Source organism: Kribbella sp. NBC_00382, assembly GCF_036067295.1.
GTDB lineage: Bacteria > Actinomycetota > Actinomycetes > Propionibacteriales > Kribbellaceae > Kribbella.
In genome coordinates this window covers 827777-846258 of sequence record NZ_CP107954.1, presented here as the reverse complement: position 1 = coordinate 846258, position 18482 = coordinate 827777, and the positions used below count along the sequence as shown (strand labels likewise).

The following is an 18482-nucleotide window of genomic DNA, read 5'->3' as shown; positions in this document are numbered from 1 at the left end:
AGCGAAGCGGTACCCGGATAAGGTCCAGTTGTATGAGCCGATCCAGGACCAATTCCGGTGCCGGGGAGCTGTTGGTGGAGCTCCGCCGGGACGGTTCCGTACCGTTGCACCAGCAGTTGGAGAGTGGGATCCGGGAGCGGATCCGGCAGGGGCTGCTGCGCGCCGATACGGTGATGCCGGCGACGCGGGCGCTCGCCGCTGACCTCGGGCTGTCGCGAGGTGTAGTGGTTGAGGCGTACCAGCAGTTGGTAGCCGAGGGCTATCTGGTCAGTCGGGCGGGTGGGTACACCCAGGTCGCGCCGGCCGCTGTCCGCGAGCAGCTAGCGTCACCTTCTTCTAGAACCAGGACGGAAGGTGCTGTTTCCCAGCAGGTTGATGGACAGCCGCGGATCGACTTTCGGTACAGCCGGCCGGACGTCACGCAGTTTCCGCGGGCTGCCTGGTTGCGGTCGATCCGGAAGGTGCTGAACGAGGCGCCGCACCGGTCGCTGGCCTACCTGGACGGGCAAGGCGCTCTTCAATTGCGCGAGGCGATGGCCGACTATCTCAACCGGGTTCGCGGGACCTCGGCCCGGGCCGAGAACATGCTTGTTTGCAACGGGTTTGCGCAAGGATCGCGGTTGCTGCTCCAAGTGCTCGCCGCTGCCGGGTACAAGCGGTTGGCGGTCGAGGACCCGTCGGATGACGAGCTTCGCGGTGTTGCAGCTGCGGCTGGGTTGGAGGCGGTCGGCGTACCGGTGCTGGAGGCCGGGCTTGATGTCGAGGCGCTCGAGCGGTCCGGGGCGGACGTCGTACTGGTGACGGCGGCGCATCAGTTCCCGACTGGGGCGGTGACATCGGCGGCGACGCGGGCGGCGCTCATCGAGTGGGCGACGCGGCGGGAGGCCTTGATCATCGAGGACGACTACGACGCGGAGTACCGGTATGACCGGGAGCCGATCGGGGCTATGCAGGGGCTGGCGCCGGACCGGGTGGCGTATGCGGGGACGGCGAGCAAGACGCTGGCGCCGGGGCTGCGGTTGGGCTGGCTGATCCTGCCGGAGCGTTTGGTCGAACCGATGGCGGCGGCGAAGTTCGTGGACGATCGCGGGTCGTCGGTACTGGACCAGTTGACCTTCGCGGACTTCGTGGCCCGGGGTGAGTTCGACCGGCATTTGCGACGGATGCGGCCGCGGTACCGGGCATTGCGTGACGCGCTCGTCGGGCAGCTGGCTGAGAAGGTACCGGATCTGCGGCCGATCGGGGTGTCGGCGGGGCTGCATGTGATGACGTGGCTGCCGCCGGACCTGACCGAGCGCGACGTGATGCAGGCCGCACGCGAGCGGGGCGTCGGGGTCTATGGGCTCCGGCCGTACTGGATGCAGAATGCGGGTCCTGAGGGTCTGGTCTTCGGCTATGGCAGCCTGACCGAGCGAGATGTTGCCGAGGGCATCGACCTGCTCGCCGACGCCATCGCCGCGATACGGAGGTAGGTCATTCATGGTGGAGCCGGGTCGGGCAGCCCGTCGGTAGGCGGTTGTGAAGGTGGTCGAACTGCTTCTTCATCGGTAATTCACGGGCGTGTGCCAGGTCACTTCGGATTCTCAGGTGATTCATCGGTTCAGTCGATGGAGTTCTCAGACTGCCGATGTCTACTCGTTGTCAGGCAGGAAGGGCTGAGGAGGCAACGGGACAATGAACACCACCGAAGGACAGCAGGAGCCGGACAACCAGGACAACCGGCAGCCGGCGCAAACAGAGGGCGTACAGCCGGAGGGTGCCGCGCAGGCGGCCGGTGGGCCGGCGCCGCAGCCGCCCGCACCGCAGGCGCATACGCCTGGGCCGGCGCAGCCTTCGGCGAATCCCCAGCCAGGACAGGGGTACCCGCAGCAGGGATGGATGCCGGACGGGCAGCCGCACTACGGCCCGGCATACCTGGGCAACGGACCGCAGGGCCAGCCGCAGTACGGCCAAGCCCCCCGCGGCCAGGCACCGCAGGGGCATGCGCCTCAGGGGCCGGCACCACACGGCCCGGCGCCTCATGTGCAGGCTAATCACGGGCAGATGCCTTTCGGGGCGCCTTATGGGAACGGGCAGTTCGGGCCGGCGCAGTACGGGCAGCAGTACGGGCCGCCGGCGTACGGGCCGCAGTGGGGGCCGCAGGCGACTGCGCCGAAGAAGCACAAGCGGCTGCCGATGGTGATCGGGGCGCTCGGCCTGGCGGCGGTCGTCGCCGCGGGGTCTGTTGCCTGGGGCATCGATCAGCACTCCAACGCGAACAGCTCGACCATGTCGCAGGTGATGACTCCGTCTGCGGTGGCGGCGAAGGTGACGCCCGGGCTGGTCGACATCAACACCGTGCTCGGTTACCAGGGCGCTCGGGCGGCCGGTACCGGGATCGTGCTGACGTCCGACGGTGAGATCCTCACCAACCACCACGTGATCGCCGGTGCGACCGAGATCTCCGTCGTCGACAAGGGCAACGGCAAGACGTACACGGCGACCGTGGTCGGCTACGACACGGCGCACGACATCGCGGTACTGAAGCTGAAGGACGCGTCCGGGCTGGAGACGGCGAAGATCGGCGACTCGTCCAAGGTGAAGGTCGGCGACCAGGTCGTCGGCATCGGCAACGCGGGCGGCAAGGGCGGTACGCCGAGCTACGCGGCAGGCGCCGTGACCGCGCTGGACCAGGCGATCACCGCGACGGATGAGTCCGGTACCAACCCGGAGAACCTGGCCGGACTGATCCAGACCAACGCGAACATCCAGCCCGGCGACTCGGGTGGACCGCTGGCCAACTCGGCCGGCGAGGTGATCGGCGTCGACACCGCGGGCGGCACCAGCAACCCGGGCAGCGGATCCCAGACCGGCTACAACCCGAACGTCAACAACAGCAAGACTCCCAGCACCGCGATCGCAACGCTGACCGACTACGGCAATGGCAATGGCAATGGCAATGGCTCCGGCTTCGGTGACGGGAACGGACCGTTCGGCGACGGCAGCGGCCTCCCCGGCCAGGGCTTCGGCAACGGCCAGGGCGACCAGGGCCAGGGCGACCAGGGCCAGGGCGGTGAAGGTCAGGGGCAGGGTCAGGGACAGACCACCACCGGATACGCGGTACCGATCAACCAGGCGATGGACGTCGTCAAGCAGATCGAGTCCGGCAAGGAGTCAGCGAACGTCCACATCGGCAGCTCCGCGATGCTCGGTGTCTCGGTCCTCTCGAACGCCAACGGCACCGCCGGCGCGGTGATCAGCGACGTGATCGCCAACGGCAAGGCCGCCGAGGCGGGCTTGGTAGCCGGCGACGTGATCACCAAGTTCGACGACAAGACGATCGACTCGCCCGACGCCCTCTCCACCGCCCTCAACTCCCACCACCCCGGCGACAAGGTCTCAGTCACCTGGACCGACCAGTCCGGCACCCAACACACCAAAACCATCGAACTAACCACCGGCCCGGTCCGCTGACACCCACCGAACCAACCACCCACCCGGTCTGCTGACAACCTCCTAGCCGACCACCGACCCGGTCCGCCGACACCCTCCCGTCGACGAACCGCCCCGAACGGGCCCGCGCGCTCCCTCCCCCAGAGCGTCGGGCCCGTTCGCATGCCCGCCACCACCCCCGGCCCGGTCCGCTGACAACCTCCGAACCGACCACCGACCCGGTCCGCTGACCCCCTCCCGTCGGCGAACCGCCCCGAACGGGCCCGCGCGCTCCCTCCCCCCAGAGCGCCCGGGCCCGTTTGCATGCCCCCCGGCCCGGTCCGCTGACCCATCTGACCTGACCGCCGACCCGGTCCGCTGACCCCTCCCGTCGGCGAACCGTCCCGAACGGCCCCCAGAGCGCCCGGGCCCGTTCGCATGCGCACCAACGTTTGAGGGGTTAACCCCTCAAACGACGGGTTGCCCCATCGGAATCTGACGGGGCAACCCACCAGCTCATGGGTTAACCCCTCAAGCGGCGAGCTTGCCGCCATGCCAGGCTGACCTGGTGAAGAAGGCTGGCGGGGGACTCGATCTGCATGGCGAACCGCCCCGAACGGGCCCGCGCGCTCCCTCCCCCCAGAGCGCCCGGGCCCGTTCGCATGCGCACCAACGTTTGAGGGGTTAACCCCTCAAACGACGGGTTGCCCCATCGGAATCTGACGGGGCAACCCATCAGCTGAGGGGTTAACCCCTCAAGCGGCGAGCTTGCCGCCATGCCAGGCTGATCTGGTGAAGAAGGTTGGCGGGGGACTCGATCTGCATTTGGAGTTGCGGTTGGAGCCGGGGCGGCCGACTGGGCGTGGACTGGAGCAGGCGCTTCGGGAGGCGATCCGGTCGGGACGGCTGGCTACTGGCACGAGGCTGCCGGGGACGAGGTCTCTGGCCGGCGATCTCGGAGTCGCGCGAGGAACCGTCGTACAGGTCTACTCGCAGCTGGTGGCCGAAGGTTGGCTGGTAGGCAACCCCGGAGCGGGTACGCAGGTAGCCGCAGTAAACACCGCCGCCGCCGCCACCGCCGCAGCAGCCGCCGCCGCCGCCACCATCGGCGCCGGCACCGCCGCCACCGCCGCCACCGGCACCGCCGCCACCGTCACCGCCGCCACCGTCACCGGCACCGGCGCCACCGGCACCGGCGCCACCGGCACCGCCGCCACCGGCCCCGGCGTCGCCGGTATCGCCGGTATCGCCGGACTAGCGGTTGGTGCCTCACGTCCGGGTCCCGTATCCACGGGGGTGCTTAGTTTGCAGGCTGGGCGGCCTGATTTGAGTTTGTTTCCTCGGCGGATGTGGGCGGCTAGTACCCGGCGGGTGCTGGCGGAGGCGGGTAACGAGAGCTTTGACTATCCGTCGCCGGCGGGGGTGCCGGCGCTTCGGGCGGCTGTTGCGGAGTATGTGGCTCGGGCTCGGGGAGTGCATGCGACGGTCGAGGACGTGGTGATCACGGCGGGGTTCTCGCATGGACTGGCCTTGCTGGCAAGGATGTTTCGGGAGCTCGGGGTCGATCGAGTCAGTATGGAGAATCCGGGGTTGGGGCGGCATCGCAGGCTGGTGCAGGCGGCGGGGCTGGAGGTCAGCCCGTTGGCAGTTGATGCGTCAGGCGCGGATCCGGATGACGTACAAGGGCAGGTTGCCGTGTTGACGCCGGCTCATCAGCATCCGCGGGGTGCGGTACTGGCTCCGGAGCGGCGGATGAGGTTTGTCGAGTGGGCCAGGGACGGGTTCGTCGTCGAGGACGATTACGACGGCGAGTTCCGGTACGACCAGCAGCCGGTCGGTGCGATGCAGGCGCTCGCTCCCGACCGGGTGATCTTCGCCGGCTGCGCGAGCAAGTCCCTTGCGCCCGGCGTCCGGCTCGGCTGGCTCGTCGTCCCGCCGGTACTCCGCAAGCCGTTGCTCAACGCAATCATCAGTACCGGCTCCGGCGTCTCCTCGATCGAGCAGTTGGTGATGGCCGACCTGATCACCCGCGGTGACTACGACCGGCACATCCGCAAGGTCCGGCTGGAGTATCGCCGCCGCCGGACCGAGCTCGCCGACCGTGTCGCAGCCGTCTGGCCGTATCCCCTGGAGGGAATCGCGGCCGGCATGCACGCCCTGCTCCCGCTCGAATCGGCCGCTGAAGAATGGCGGCTGATCGACGTCGCGCAGTACGGCGGGCTGTCGGTCCACGGCCTGCACACGATGGGCTACTGGCACACCGAGGACGACAGCCAGCCGGCCGCACTCGTCCTCGGCTACGCCACTCCACCGCCGCACGCCTGGCGAACGGCCCTCGACCGCCTCGCAGAGTTGCTTCAGGCAACAAATCCGGAGCGCCACGACGGATAACGCGGCACCCACTTCAAGTGCTTGCGGGCATAGTGATTGTCCGCCCCACGCGCCCACGGCGTCCGCTCGGAATCGACCGCAGCCGGCTCCGGCGCACCAACCGACCGCGCGAACGCCGGCACCCACACGCTGCCCGCAACCGGCTCGTCATCGACTACGTTCACCGGGCCAGTCGGCCACTCAAGAGCCTGTACTGCGGCAGTCGCCGCGTCGGCGATGTGGAGGAAGCTCGTCACATCAGCCGTCGGAGCCAGCTTGCCCGCGCGCACGGCATCGTCCATCAGCGCACCCTTCGCGTACCAGGTCCCCGGACCGTAGAACAGCCCGTACCGCAGCACGACCCACTCAGGCGCCTCAGCAACGATGTCCTCCAACGCGGCAACCGCGGCCACCGTATGCCGCCGAGCACCATCAGCTCCCAGGTCGAGCGGGTCCTGCTCGGTCGCGGGCTCGTCACCGCCCTCGTCGTCGGGTGCGTAGGCCCAGGCGATGCTCTGCGCGATCACCTTCCGTACGCCGGCAGCCGCCGCCGCGTCGACCAGGTTGCGGGTGCCCGTCCGCCGGATCTCCATGTTGGCCGAGTAGTTCTGGTTCGCCAGGTCGGTCAGCTGATGCATCACCACGTCCGGCTCGGCCGCCGCAACAGCCTCCGCAATCGCCGCCGCGTCGTAGATGTCGGCCAGCACCGACTCGGCCCCCTTACTCCGCAGCCCCTCAGCAGCCTCAGGCCGCCGGATCAACCCCGTGACGTCGTGTCCCGCCGCAACCAACTCAGGCACAAGCAGTCGCCCAACCGCCCCGGTCGCACCGGCCAGGAACACCCGCATCAGCGCCCAGCCTCCGAGCTGGGAGCGGCGCCGGCGCCTGAGACCGCGCTCTGCTCGGTGCCTCGCGGCGCTCCGCGTCGATCCCTCCGGGCTGCGAGTTCTTCGGCGTCCACGAACGTGAGCATCGGCTCGCCGGGGACGCCGATCATGACGGCGACGAACTTGCTCTGGCGGTCGGGCAAGTTGTTGGCCGCCTGATAGTGGATGACGTCCCCGCCGGGCTCCCAGAACGCCTCGCCGGCCTTGATCACGTACGGGTCCTCGCCCTCCAGCTCGAACAGGATCTCGCCCTCGAGCATGTACCCGAAGACCGGTCCCGAGTGCCGGTGCGGCGCCGCGCCCGGGTCGCCGGGTGGCAGCTCATTGGTGATCGTCATGACCTCCGCGCCGGCCGGGACCATCGGCGGCACGATGTCGAGCAGCATCGTCAGTTTGTTCGTCATACTCGCCAAGCTATTCGGCCTCCGGACCATTCGACTGGTCCACTTCGAGCTCGTTCTGCTGGTCCACTTGAGACGGCAGCCGGCAAAGATGAACGATCGTTTACGATTGGGGTGAACAAGTGTTTACCCCTGCCTCGTGAGGACCCCCGTTGACCGTCCGTCCCGCCGCTCACCCACGCCTCGTCCTGGCCGTGCTCTCCTCGTGCGGTGTTCTGGTCGCAGTCATGCAGACGATCGTCGTACCGCTGCTGCCGCAGCTCCCCGCGCTGACCCACAGCAAGCCGGCCGACGTCAGCTGGCTGGTCACGGTCACGCTGCTGACCGGCGCGGTCTTCACGCCGCTGCTCGGCCGCGCCGGCGACATGTACGGCAAGCGCAAGGTGCTGCTGATCGCGCTCGCGTCGATGGTCCTCGGGTCGCTGCTCTGCGCCATCAGCTCCCTCCTGCCGGTACTGATCCTCGGCCGCGGATTCCAGGGCGCGGCGGTCGCCGTCGTACCGCTCGGCATCAGCATCCTGCGCGACGAGCTCCCGCCGGACCGCGTCATCCCGTCGATCGCGATCATGAGTTCGACGCTCGGGGTCGGCGCCGCATTCGGTATCCCCGCCGCGACGCTCGTGGTCGAGTACCTGAACTGGCACACGATGTTCTGGATCTGCCTCGCGCTCGGGCTGCTCAACATCGTGGCCGTGCTGCTCGTCGTCCCCGAGTCGAAACTGCGCAGCAGCGGGCGGTTCGACGCACTGGGTGCGCTGGGGTTGAGCGGCTTCCTCGTCTGCTTGCTGCTCGCGGTGTCGAAGGGGAGCGCCTGGGGATGGGGTTCGCCGGCGACGGTCGGGTTGTTCGTCGGTGCCCTGGCGATCGTGCCGCTCTGGGGCTGGTACGAGCTGCGCAGTAAGACGCCGTTGGTGGATCTGCGCGTCTCCGCGAGGCCGGCCGTGTTGTTCACCAACTTGGCGGCTCTGCTGATTGGCTTCGCGTTCTACGCCAACTCACTCAGTACTGCGCAACTCGTGCAGGAACCCAAGTCGACCGGCTACGGCCTCGGCGCGTCGATCGTGGTGAGCGGGCTGTGCTTGTTGCCGGGTGGCGTCGCGATGGTGCTGCTCTCGCCCGTCTCGGCACGACTCTCGAAGGCTCGCGGGCCGCGGTTCACGCTCGCGGTGGCGTCCGGGCTGATGGCGCTCGGGTACCTCGTCCGGCTGTTCACCAGCGAGAACCTGGCCGCGATCGTGGTCGGTGCCACAGTGGTCGCGGCCGGAACCGCCGTGGCGTATTCGGCACTGCCCGCCCTGATCATGCATGCTGTGCCGGTGACCGAAACGGCCGCGGCGAACGGCCTCAACACTTTGATGCGCACGATCGGCCAGGCGGTCTGCAGCGCCATCGTGGTGACAGTGCTGACCAACGTGGTCGCCACTCATGAAGGTGTCACCGCGCCGACCTTGCACGCGTACCTGATCGTCTTCGTGATCGCGGGCATCTGCGCGCTGGTCGCGGTCGGCCTGACGCTGCTGATCCCGGCGCGCCGCGCAGTACCGGCGAGGCACCCCGAGCTGGCCGAGGCAGGCCGGACGACGTGACCGACGCCAGCCGCCCCGCCATCCTCAAGGCAGCCCGCCGCGCCTTCGCCCGCCAGCCCTATGACGCGGTCACCCTGCGCGGGATCGCCAAGGACGCCAACGTCAGCGCCTCGCTGATCATCAAGCACTTCGGCGGCAAGGAAGCGCTCTTCGACCGGGTGGCCGACTTCAGCGACGCCGCCACCTTGTTGCTGGCGGCGCCGGATGCCGAGCTCGGTCGGCATGCTGTCGAGGCCCTGGTCCGCTGGCGCCGCGAGACCGAGACGGACCTGCTGCTGCGGGTGATCTTTGCGATCGGTGTCGGCGACGAACGCAAACTGCTCCGCGAACACTTCCGCGACCAGGTCGTGCGCGCGTTCGCCGAGCGGCTCACCGGCGACCACACGGCGGTACGGGCCGAGCTGATCGTCGCCCAGCTCCTCGGCCTCGGCGCCACCATCGCCGTCGACAAGGAGGGCCCGACCGCCACGGCCGACCCCTCCCTGATCGCCGACCTCTACGCCCCCGCCATTCAAGCGCTCATCACCTAGGGCGTCACGAACATCGTGGCCATCATTCCGGCGTCGGCGTGGCCGAGCAGGTGGCAGTGGTAGAGGAAGCGGCCGGGGTGGTCGGCGAAGCGCATGATGATCCGGACGCGTTCGCCGGGCATCACCGTGACGCTGTCCTTCCAGCCCGACTCGAACGGCGCGGGCGGGTTGCCGTCGCGGTCGAGGATCTGGAACCGGACCAGATGGGTGTGGAAGACGTGCGGGATCGGGAGGTCGGGGGTCTCGCCGTTGAAGATCGTCCAGACCTCGGTACTGCCGAGCTTCGGCCGGATGTCGATCCGGTCCGGGTCGAAGCTCTTGCCGTTGATCACCATCTCACCGCGCGCCTTGTCCAGGTTGAGCTGGAAGTCGCGATGGACCTTCGCCTGCGACTCCTTCAGCCGCTGGATCGGGACCAGCTTGCTGGGCAGCTTCGGGTGACCACTGTGAGACTTCACGACATCGAAGCGGAGCAGCTGCATCGGCGTACCGAAGACGGAGCTGTTCAGGACGATCTGCGAGCCGACCGGGTACTTGCTGAAGTCAACGATCACCTCGGCCCGCTCGGACGGTGCCAGCGGCAACTTGCTGACGGCAACCGGTACGGCGAGCAGGCCGCCGTCGGTGCCGATCACGTGCATGGTGTCGCCCGAGCCCAGTGTGAGTTCGTGCAGGCAGTCCGCGGATGAGCCGTTGAGCAGCCGGAACCGGTAGCGCCGCTGCTCGACGGTGAAGCGCGGGCTCGGCCGGCCGTTGATCACGGCAACCTCACCGGCGAATTCACCGAGGTTGGGATCGGGCAGCCGGAACGACCCGTCCGCGTTGAAGGAACGATCCTGGATCACCAGCGGTACGTCGTACTTGCCACTCGGCAGGCCGAGCTTGTCCTCGGCCGGGTCGGTGATCAGATAGAGCCCGGTAAGCCCTTGATAGGTATTGAAGGCCTCGTGGTGGTGGACGTGGTCGTGGTACCAGAGCGTGGTGGCCTGCTGGCGGTTCGGGTAGAGGTAGTGCCGGTCCTTGCCGGGGGCAATCTCCTGGCCGGGAAGGCCGTCCGAGCTGGACGGGACGTTGCCGCCGTGCAGGTGGACCGCCGCTTCGCTCGGCAGCTTGTTGTGCTGGCGGATCACGATCGGGCGGTTCCGGCGGGCGCGGATCGTCGGGCCGGGGAAGATCCCGTTGTAGCCCCAGATGGTGGTCTCCAGGTCCGGGATGATCTCCTGCTGCGCGACCCGCATGGTGATGTCGTAGTAGTCGGTACCGGCGATGGTGTGCGTCGGCTTGAGCACCGGCGGAACCACCAGCTGGGTCTCGAAGAGCTTGATCGTTGGCGCGGCCGATGCCGCGGCGGTCGCGGGCTGGGCGAACGCGCTGGTCAGCCGCTCGACCGGTAGCGCCGCGGCCGCTCCGGCCAGCAGACCGAACTTCAGGACGTCTCTTCTCTTGGGCATCATGCTTCTCCGTGAACGGGCAGACCGACTCGGGCGGTACTGCGGGATGCTCGCCAGGGCACGCCGAACAGGACGGCGGCGACCAAGGTGAGCGCGAACGTGTAGCGAACGGTGACGAGGGCGACGCCGGTCAGGTGCGAGGCCAGCGAGACCCCAGCGACCTGCTCGTCGAACAGCCACCCATGCGCCAGTACTTCGGGAACGCTGGCCGCCCCAGCGACGACCGCGGCCGCGGCGGCGAACGCGATCCGCGCCCGGCCGGTGTCGTCGCGCCAGACTGCGCGGACCGCGAGAGCGGCGACCAGCAGCACTGCGATCGTCACCGGCAACGCGAGAGTCGAATCTCGCAGGAAATGCACCAGCGGACTCAACTCATGGCTTTCAGCAGCGGCGTGACTCCCGTGCCCCTCATGCCTGCCGACAGCACCCGCCGCGACATGCTGGTCAGGCAGGTAGACGTAATGCAGCACCCAGCCGGTCACGTAGTTCACGACCACCCCGAGCGCCACGACTCTCTTGATCATGGCTCCCCCTTCAGACTCATCCAAGAGTCATCGGGGGAGTCCTGACGGGTCATCGGTGGTGACTGCCCATCTCAGCCACGCCATTACCTAGGCCGGGCCGATCTCAGGTACTGGCGGGTAATCTCAATAGTTGGGCAGCGATGGTGAGTTCGGGTGTCTCGGTCAGTAAGATCGGGGTCCAGGTCGAGAGGCGCTGCGACGGGCCCGGAGGGCTCGCCACGCTCGGTCTGGTTCTGCCGAGTAAGGGCGCCTCCGGAAACTCTTCTGGAGGTGGCCGACGGTGACGGATCGTCAGACCGAGTTACGGAACCTGCTGGACCAGCGGGTGGCGGTGCTGGACGGCGCCTGGGGCACGATGCTCCAGGGCGCGAAGTTGTCGCCCGAGGACTATCGCGGCGACCGCTTCGTCGACCACACCCACGACGTGACCGGCGATCCGGATCTGCTCAACCTGATGCGCCCGGACGTCATCCTGGACGTCCACCGGCAGTACCTGAATGCCGGCGCCGACATCACCACCACGAACACCTTCACCGCGACCAGCATCGGGCAGGCTGACTACGGTCTGCAGTCCCTGGTGCGCGAGATGAATCTCGCCGGCGCACGCCTGGCCAGGCAGGCCGCCGACGAGGCCGGTGGCAAGTTCGTCGCCGGCTCGATCGGCCCGCTGAACGTCACCTTGTCGCTGTCCCCGCGCGTCGAAGACCCGGCGTACCGGGCGGTGTCGTTCGAGCAGGTCCGCGACTCGTACGCCGAGCAGATCTCGTCGCTCAAAGAGGGCGGCGTCGACCTGCTGCTGATCGAGACGATCTTCGACACCCTGAACTGCAAGGCCGCGATCGCCGCCGCCCGCGAGGTCGCGCCCGAGCTGCCGCTGTGGATCTCGGTCACCATCGTCGACCTCTCCGGCCGCACCCTGTCCGGCCAGACCGTCGAGGCGTTCTGGAGTTCCGTCGAGCACGCCAAGCCGCTCGTCGTCGGCGTGAACTGCTCGCTCGGCGCCGCCGAGATGCGTCCGCACGTGGCCGACCTCGCCCGGTTCGCCGACACCTACGTCGCCTCGCACCCGAACGCCGGCCTGCCGAACGCTTTCGGCGGGTACGACGAGACGCCGGACGAGACGGCCGGGATGCTCCAGGAGTTCGCGGAGTCCGGCCTGGTCAACATCGTCGGCGGCTGCTGCGGTACGACGCCTGCCCACATCGCCGAGATCGCGAAGTCGGTCAAGGGGATGGCCCCGCGCGTGGTCGCCCCGCCGTCCGAGCAGACCCGCTTCAGCGGGCTGGAGCCGTTCTCGATCGGGCCGGACACCGGGTTCGTGATGATCGGTGAGCGCACCAACGTGACCGGGTCGGCGCGGTTCCGCCGGCTGATCGAGTCCGACAACCACCAGGCCGCGGTCGACGTCGCGCTGGAGCAGGTCCGCGGTGGCGCGAACCTGCTGGACGTGAACATGGACGCCGACCTGCTCGACAGCGAGCAGGCGATGACGACCTTCCTCAACCTGGTCGCGACCGAGCCCGAGGTGGCCCGGATCCCGATCATGATCGACAGCTCGAAGTGGTCGGTACTAGAGGCCGGGCTCAAGTGCGTGCAGGGCAAGGGCGTGGTCAACTCGATCAGCCTGAAGGAGGGCGAGGAGGAGTTCCTCGAACGCGCCCAGCGGATCCGCGACTACGGCGCCGGCGCGGTGGTGATGGCCTTCGACGAGCAGGGCCAGGCCGACACCGTCGAGCGCAAGGTGGAGATCTGCGGCCGCGCGTACGACCTGCTGACGCAGAAGATCGGCTTCCCGCCCGAGGACATCATCTTCGACCCGAACGTACTGGCCGTCGCGACCGGTATGTCCGAGCACAACGGCTATGCCAAGAACTTCATCGAGGCGCTGCCGCTGATCAAGCAGCGCTGTCCGGGCGTTCACATCAGCGGCGGTATCTCGAACCTGTCGTTCTCGTTCCGCGGCAACGACATCGTCCGTGAGGCGATGCACTCGGCCTTCCTCTACCACGCAGGCCAGGTCGGTCTGGACATGGGAATCGTCAACGCCGGCCAGCTTGCGGTCTACCAGGACATCCCGGCCGACCTGCTGGAGCTGGTCGAGGACGTCATCTTCGACCGGCGCGACGACGCCACCGACCGGCTGGTCAGCTTCGCCGAGAACGTGAAGGGCAAGGGCACCCAGCGTGAGGTCGACCTGACCTGGCGCGAGGGCACCGTCGAGGAGCGGCTGTCGCACGCGCTCGTCCACGGCATCGTGGACTTCATCGAGGACGACACCGAAGAGGCCCGGCTGACCCGCAAGCGGCCGCTCGAGGTGATCGAGGGCCCGTTGATGGACGGGATGAAGATCGTCGGCGACCTGTTCGGCGCGGGCAAGATGTTCCTGCCCCAGGTGGTGAAGAGCGCGCGGGTGATGAAGCGCTCGGTCGCCTACCTCGAGCCGTTCATGGAGGCCGAGAAGGAGCTGGCCCGGCAGGAGGGCCGCACCGAGGACGTCCGCGGCCAGGGCAAGGTCGTGCTCGCGACGGTCAAGGGCGACGTGCACGACATCGGCAAGAACATCGTCGGCGTCGTGCTCGGTTGCAACAACTACGAGGTGATCGACCTCGGCGTGATGGTGCCGGCGGCAAGGATCCTCGACACGGCCGTTGCCGAGGGCGCCGATGTCGTCGGGCTGTCCGGGCTGATCACGCCGTCGCTCGACGAGATGGTTGCCGTCGCCGCCGAGATGGACCGGCGCGGGCTCAAACTTCCTTTGCTGGTTGGCGGTGCGACCACGTCGAAGCAGCACACGGCGGTACGGATCGCACCGGCGTACGAGAACACGACGGTGCACGTGCTGGACGCGTCCCGGGTGGTCGGCGTGGTCTCCGATCTGCTCGACGACGATCGCGCCGAAGAGCTTGCCGTGAGCAACCGTGCCGCTCAGGAGATCCTCCGCGAGCAGCACGCGAACAAGCAGCGCAAACCAATGCTGACGGTCGAGGCCGCCCGGGCGAATCGGGAAGTCGTCGACTACGGCGAGATCCCGGTCCCTGAGTTCATCGGCGTACGCCGGGTAGCACCGGACATCGAGACGCTGCGGGCGATGGTCGACTGGCAGTTCCTGTTCCTGGCCTGGGAGTTGAAGGGCAAGTACCCGGCCATCCTGGAGCAGCCGGTCGCGCGGGAGCTGTTCGACGACGCGAACGCGATGCTCGACCAGATCATCGCCGACGGGTCGTTCACCGCGAAGGGTGCCTACGCGTACTGGAAGGCGCACAGCGAGGGCGACGACATCATCCTCGACGACCTGGATGCGTCCTTCCCGATGCTCCGCCAGCAGACAGAGAAGCCGGCGGGTCGCGAGAACCGTTGCCTGTCGGACTACATCGCGCCGAAGGGTGATCACCTCGGCGGGTTCGCTGTGGCGATCCACGGCGCGGAGGAGCTGGCGGCGAAGTACGAGGCGCAGCAGGACGACTACAAGGCGATCATGGTCAAGGCGCTGGCCGACCGGCTGGCCGAGGCGTTCGCCGAGTGGATCCACCTGGAGGCCCGCAAGGGCTGGTTCGAGCCCGACGCGGAGCCGTTGCTGGAGGACCTGCACGCGGAGCGCTTCCGCGGCATCCGGCCGGCCCTCGGCTACCCGGCGAGCCCGGACCACAGCGAGAAGGAACTGCTCTTCGAGCTGCTCGAGGCAGACCAGCTCGGCCTCGGCCTGACGGAGTCGTACGCAATGACACCGGCCGCGGCGGTCAGCGGCCTGATCTTCGCGAGCCCGGCGGCGAAGTACTTCAGCGTCGGACGGGTCGGCAAGGACCAGGTCACCGACTACGCCGAGCGACGCGGCATGCCGCTGGCGGAACTGGAACGCTGGCTCCGCCCGAACCTGGCCTACGACCCGGACTGAGGATTTACAGTGACGGGATGACTGTCACGCTGCGGGCCGCGACTGCGGGAGATGCCGACGCGATCGCCTCCATCTGGTACTCCGGGTGGGGCGACGGCCATCTCGGGAACGTGCCGGACGAGCTGGTCGCGATCCGTACCAAGGAGTCGTTCTGGGAACGGGTGCCGGCTCGGATCCCCGACACCACAGTGGCGCTGGCCGGGGACCAAGTGGCCGGCTTCGTGATGGTGGTCGGCGATGAGGTCGAGCAGGTCTACGTATCCGGCGAGCATCGCGGCTCAGGGATCGCCGGCACGCTGATCGCCGAGGCCGAGCGGCAGGTCAAGGCCAACGGGCATGATGAGGCCTGGCTCGCGGTCGCGACCGGCAACGCACGAGCCCGGCGCTTCTACGAACGCAGCGGTTGGGCGGACGCGGGCGCCTTCGACTACCCGGCGACCACGGACGACGGACCCATCCCAGTGCCGTGCCACCGGTATGTGAAAACGGTCTGAATGCTCGAGCGTGAGGCGCAGCTCGCAACGCTCCGGGAGATCGAGCCCGGAGCGATGGTGTTCGTCTCCGGCGAGGCCGGAATCGGCAAGACCTCACTCGTCCGGGCCTTCTGCGCCGACCAACCCCTGGTCCGCTACGGCTTCTGCGATGCGCTCGGTACGCCTCGAGCGCTTGGTCCGATGCATGACATCGCCAGGTCGAGCCAAGACTCCGCACTGACCGCCCTGCTGGCGTCAGGAGCCGACCGGCACACACTCTTCACCGGATTCCTCGACCTGCTGGCCGCCGGACCGTCGGTGACGGTCGTCGAGGACGTGCATTGGGCCGACGAGGCAACCCTCGACCTGCTGCTCTTCGTCGGCCGCCGCATCGACGAGCTGCCCGCGCTCGTCCTCGTCACCTACCGCTCGGAGGAGGTCGGCCGCGACCACCCACTGCGCCGCGTCCTCGGCGACCTGGCCACCGCCCGACCAGTACACCGGCTCCAAGTACCTGCGCTGTCTCCGGCGGCAGTGGCCGAGCTGGCTGAACCACTGGGCTTGAACGCCGACCAGTTGTTCGCAGTGACGGACGGCAACCCGTTCTTCGTCACAGAGGCGCTCAGTGCGCCCAGTGAAGAGCTACCGGCCACAGTGCGGGACGCAGTACTGGCCAGAGCGGCTCGACTCGGGCGCGAGGCTCGGGCGGTACTAGACATCGTCTCCCTGGTGCCGGACCGGGCTGAGCTTGCCCTTGCAGGTAAGGGCGTTGAGGAGTGCATCGAGTCCGGGATGCTCCTGCTGGAAGGGCAGACTGTCCGCTTCCGGCATGAGCTGGCCAGGCGGGCGATCGAGTCCGACGTACCGGCTGTGCGGCTGTCTGTGCTGCATGGGCAGGTGTTGGACTACCTGGTTGGAGTGGAGGAGGTAGACCCGGCACGGCTCTCGTACCACGCAGAGGCGGCCGGGGACCGTGCTGCAGCTCTGCAGTACGCACCCCTGGCCGGCCGGAAAGCTGCAGAGGTCGGCGCTTATCGGCAGGCGGCCGAGCACTACGCGCGGGCACTGCGGCATGCCAGTGGAGCACCTGTGGAGGTACAGGCCGCGTTGTGGAGAGACAACGCGGAGGCCTGTGACAACAGCGGATACCTGGCCGAGTCGGTCAAGGCATCGGAGCGAGCTGCTGAGCTCTGGGCGTCACTGGGAGAGGTCGACAAGCAGGGCACGGTAATGGCTCGCTGCTCGCATGTGCTGTGGAAGGCGGGCCGCAATACCGAGGCCCACGCGATCGCGCGCGCAGCAGTCGCCCTGCTCGAAGCCGGTACTCCGGGACCCGGGCTAGCCATGGCGTACGCGGCCCTGGCCAGGTTGCTCATGCTCGGCCGGGACATGCCCGGAGCGATCGTCCTCGGGACCAAGGCGGCCGCCTATGCCGAGCAATTCGGTGACGCCCAAGCACTCGGCCGTGCACTCAATGCAGTCGGCAGTGCGCACTGGCTGACCGATCCTGAGCGGGCGGTCGAGGTCTTGTCGGCCAGTCTCGACGCGGCGGTCGAAGCCGGTGACCAGATGGGCGTCGCCTCGGCGATGACGAATCTCGGGTCCGGTGCCGGAGAGGTTCGCCAGTACGAGTTGGCCGACCACTGGCTCGCAGCGGCCACCGAGTACTGCTCAGACCGCGACCTGGACGCATCCGGGAGCTACGTGCAGGCATGGCAGTCGCGGAGCCTGTTCGAGCAGGGGCATTGGACTGCTGCAGGTGCCAAGGCGGCTGAGGTGCTCGTTGCGCATACCCAACACGTGCCGTCGTACATCGTGGCCAATGTCGTACTCGGCCGGCTTCGGGCCCGACGTGGGGACCCGGACGCGGAGACGCCATTGCAGCGGGGGTGGCAACTCGCAGTACAGACAGGGGATCTGCAGCGGTTGTGGCCGGCCGCTGCGGCGCTGGCGGAGAACGCTTGGCTTACTGGCCGTCCTGAGCTGATCGAGGGGTTCGTCGCTGAGACCTATGAGCAGGCGTTGGTGCTGAAGCATCCGTGGGCGGTGGGGGAGCTGGCCGGGCTGCTGCGGCTCGGGGGAGTCGAGACGGACCTACCGGAGTACGTCGCTCGGCCTTATCTGACTGGGGACGGGTGGATGGAGCTCGGCTGCCCGTACGAAGCTGCGCTGGCCCTGGCTGCCAGCGACGACCCTGAGCAACAGGTGGACGGGCTGTTCGGGCTGCAGCAGCTTGGTGCCTGGCCTGCGGCTGAAATCGTCGCGAAGCAGTTGCGCGAGAGCGGCATCCAGCGCCTGCCCCGGCGCCCGCGCGGGACCACCCGCGAGAACCCTGCGCACCTGACCGACCGCGAGACCGAAGTACTGGCCCTGCTGGCCGAGGACCTCCGCAACGTCGACATCGGCGCCCGCCTGCACATCTCTCCGAAGACGGTCGATCACCATGTGTCGTCGATCCTCGGCAAGCTCGGCGTAGCGTCGCGGCAGGAAGCAGCCGAGTGGGTGCGCGCCCAAGATAGGGAGCTGGGGACCCGAACATAGGGAGCTGCTCCCGATGGCCGGGCGGCCGCGGCCCGGCAGAGTTCTTCGTGGGAGGCGAACGGCGCCTCCGAACCGAAGAAAGGCACTACTCATGAACCGCTACCTGGTGGAACGCAACTTTCCCGAGGGCCTGTCCATCCCGACCGACGACCGCGGCGCCAAGTCGTGCCTGAACGTTGTCGACGGCAACGCGCAGCACGAGGTCACCTGGGTGCACTCCTACGTGTCACCGGACCACAAGACGACGTACTGCGTGTACGACGGCCCGTCGCCGGAAGCGATCCGCAGCGCGGCCGAGACCAACGGCCTCCCGGTCACCAAGATCACCGAGGTCCGCGTCCTCGACCCGTACTTCTACCACTGACGGCTCTCCCAGGGTTAGTTTGCTTTTGCAAGCATTTGAGCCCGTACTTGGG

13 protein-coding genes are annotated in these 18482 nt (G+C 68.1%); 9 read left to right on the top strand and 4 right to left on the bottom strand.

The window, feature by feature from the left end; all coding sequences use genetic code 11:
• Nucleotides 1-32: 32 nt before the first annotated feature.
• The 3 genes from pdxR to OHA70_RS04190 all read left to right on the top strand — a co-directional run bounded on the left by pdxR (nt 33) and on the right by OHA70_RS04190 (nt 5802).
• Nucleotides 33-1472 (top strand): MocR-like pyridoxine biosynthesis transcription factor PdxR, encoded by a 1440-nt coding sequence (pdxR, locus tag OHA70_RS04200; protein ID WP_328328705.1) that lies wholly within the window; start codon nt 33-35, stop codon nt 1470-1472.
• Nucleotides 1473-1674: 202 nt separating this feature from the next.
• Complete coding sequence (locus OHA70_RS04195) at nt 1675-3453, top strand: S1C family serine protease (RefSeq protein WP_328328703.1); 1779 nt, start codon at nt 1675-1677, stop codon at nt 3451-3453.
• Nucleotides 3454-4203: 750 nt separating this feature from the next.
• Nucleotides 4204-5802, top strand: coding sequence for an aminotransferase-like domain-containing protein (locus OHA70_RS04190; protein WP_328328701.1), 1599 nt, complete (start codon nt 4204-4206; stop codon nt 5800-5802).
• On the opposite strand, the gene OHA70_RS04185 is transcribed toward OHA70_RS04190, so the two are convergent.
• Together OHA70_RS04185 and OHA70_RS04180 are read right to left on the bottom strand one after the other, a co-directional pair.
• Nucleotides 5769-6629, bottom strand: coding sequence for an NAD-dependent epimerase/dehydratase family protein (locus tag OHA70_RS04185; RefSeq protein ID WP_328328699.1), 861 nt, complete (start codon nt 6627-6629; stop codon nt 5769-5771). The two genes, OHA70_RS04190 and OHA70_RS04185, sit on opposite strands and share 34 nt — an antisense overlap.
• Nucleotides 6629-7072, bottom strand: coding sequence for a cupin domain-containing protein (locus OHA70_RS04180; protein ID WP_328328697.1), 444 nt, complete (start codon nt 7070-7072; stop codon nt 6629-6631). The genes OHA70_RS04185 and OHA70_RS04180 overlap by 1 nt, the downstream gene beginning before the upstream one ends.
• 149 nt (nt 7073-7221) lie before the next feature.
• Here OHA70_RS04180 and OHA70_RS04175 point away from each other — a divergent pair, with 149 nt between their 5' ends.
• Nucleotides 7222-8655: an MFS transporter gene (locus OHA70_RS04175; protein ID WP_328328695.1), complete on the top strand. Its 1434-nt coding sequence runs from the start codon at nt 7222-7224 to the stop codon at nt 8653-8655.
• Complete coding sequence (locus OHA70_RS04170) at nt 8652-9185, top strand: TetR/AcrR family transcriptional regulator (RefSeq protein WP_328328693.1); 534 nt, start codon at nt 8652-8654, stop codon at nt 9183-9185. Before OHA70_RS04175 ends, OHA70_RS04170 begins: the two co-directional genes overlap by 4 nt.
• Here OHA70_RS04170 and OHA70_RS04165 read toward each other — a convergent pair.
• The gene (locus tag OHA70_RS04165; RefSeq protein ID WP_328328691.1) at nt 9182-10636 is read right to left on the bottom strand and encodes a multicopper oxidase family protein; all 1455 of its coding nucleotides are present in this window, start codon (nt 10634-10636) and stop codon (nt 9182-9184) included. The two genes, OHA70_RS04170 and OHA70_RS04165, sit on opposite strands and share 4 nt — an antisense overlap.
• The gene (locus OHA70_RS04160) at nt 10636-11160 is read right to left on the bottom strand and encodes a hypothetical protein (RefSeq protein WP_328328689.1); all 525 of its coding nucleotides are present in this window, start codon (nt 11158-11160) and stop codon (nt 10636-10638) included. Before OHA70_RS04160 ends, OHA70_RS04165 begins: the two co-directional genes overlap by 1 nt.
• A 280-nt stretch (nt 11161-11440) precedes the next feature.
• Between OHA70_RS04160 and metH the strand changes: the two genes are divergently transcribed.
• The 4 genes from metH to OHA70_RS04140 all read left to right on the top strand — a co-directional run bounded on the left by metH (nt 11441) and on the right by OHA70_RS04140 (nt 18430).
• Entirely contained in the window at nt 11441-15052 is a 3612-nt protein-coding gene (metH, locus tag OHA70_RS04155) for a methionine synthase (RefSeq protein ID WP_328328686.1), read from the top strand.
• Nucleotides 15053-15069: 17 nt separating this feature from the next.
• A complete protein-coding gene (locus tag OHA70_RS04150; protein ID WP_328328684.1) occupies nt 15070-15546 on the top strand; it encodes a GNAT family N-acetyltransferase in 477 nt (158 codons plus the stop codon).
• On the top strand, nt 15547-18066 hold the full coding sequence (locus OHA70_RS04145; RefSeq protein WP_328328682.1) for an ATP-binding protein: 2520 nt from the start codon (nt 15547-15549) through the stop codon (nt 18064-18066). It begins immediately after the preceding gene.
• 91 nt (nt 18067-18157) lie between these two features.
• Nucleotides 18158-18430: a DUF4242 domain-containing protein gene (locus OHA70_RS04140; RefSeq protein ID WP_328328680.1), complete on the top strand. Its 273-nt coding sequence runs from the start codon at nt 18158-18160 to the stop codon at nt 18428-18430.
• Nucleotides 18431-18482 lie beyond the last annotated feature (52 nt).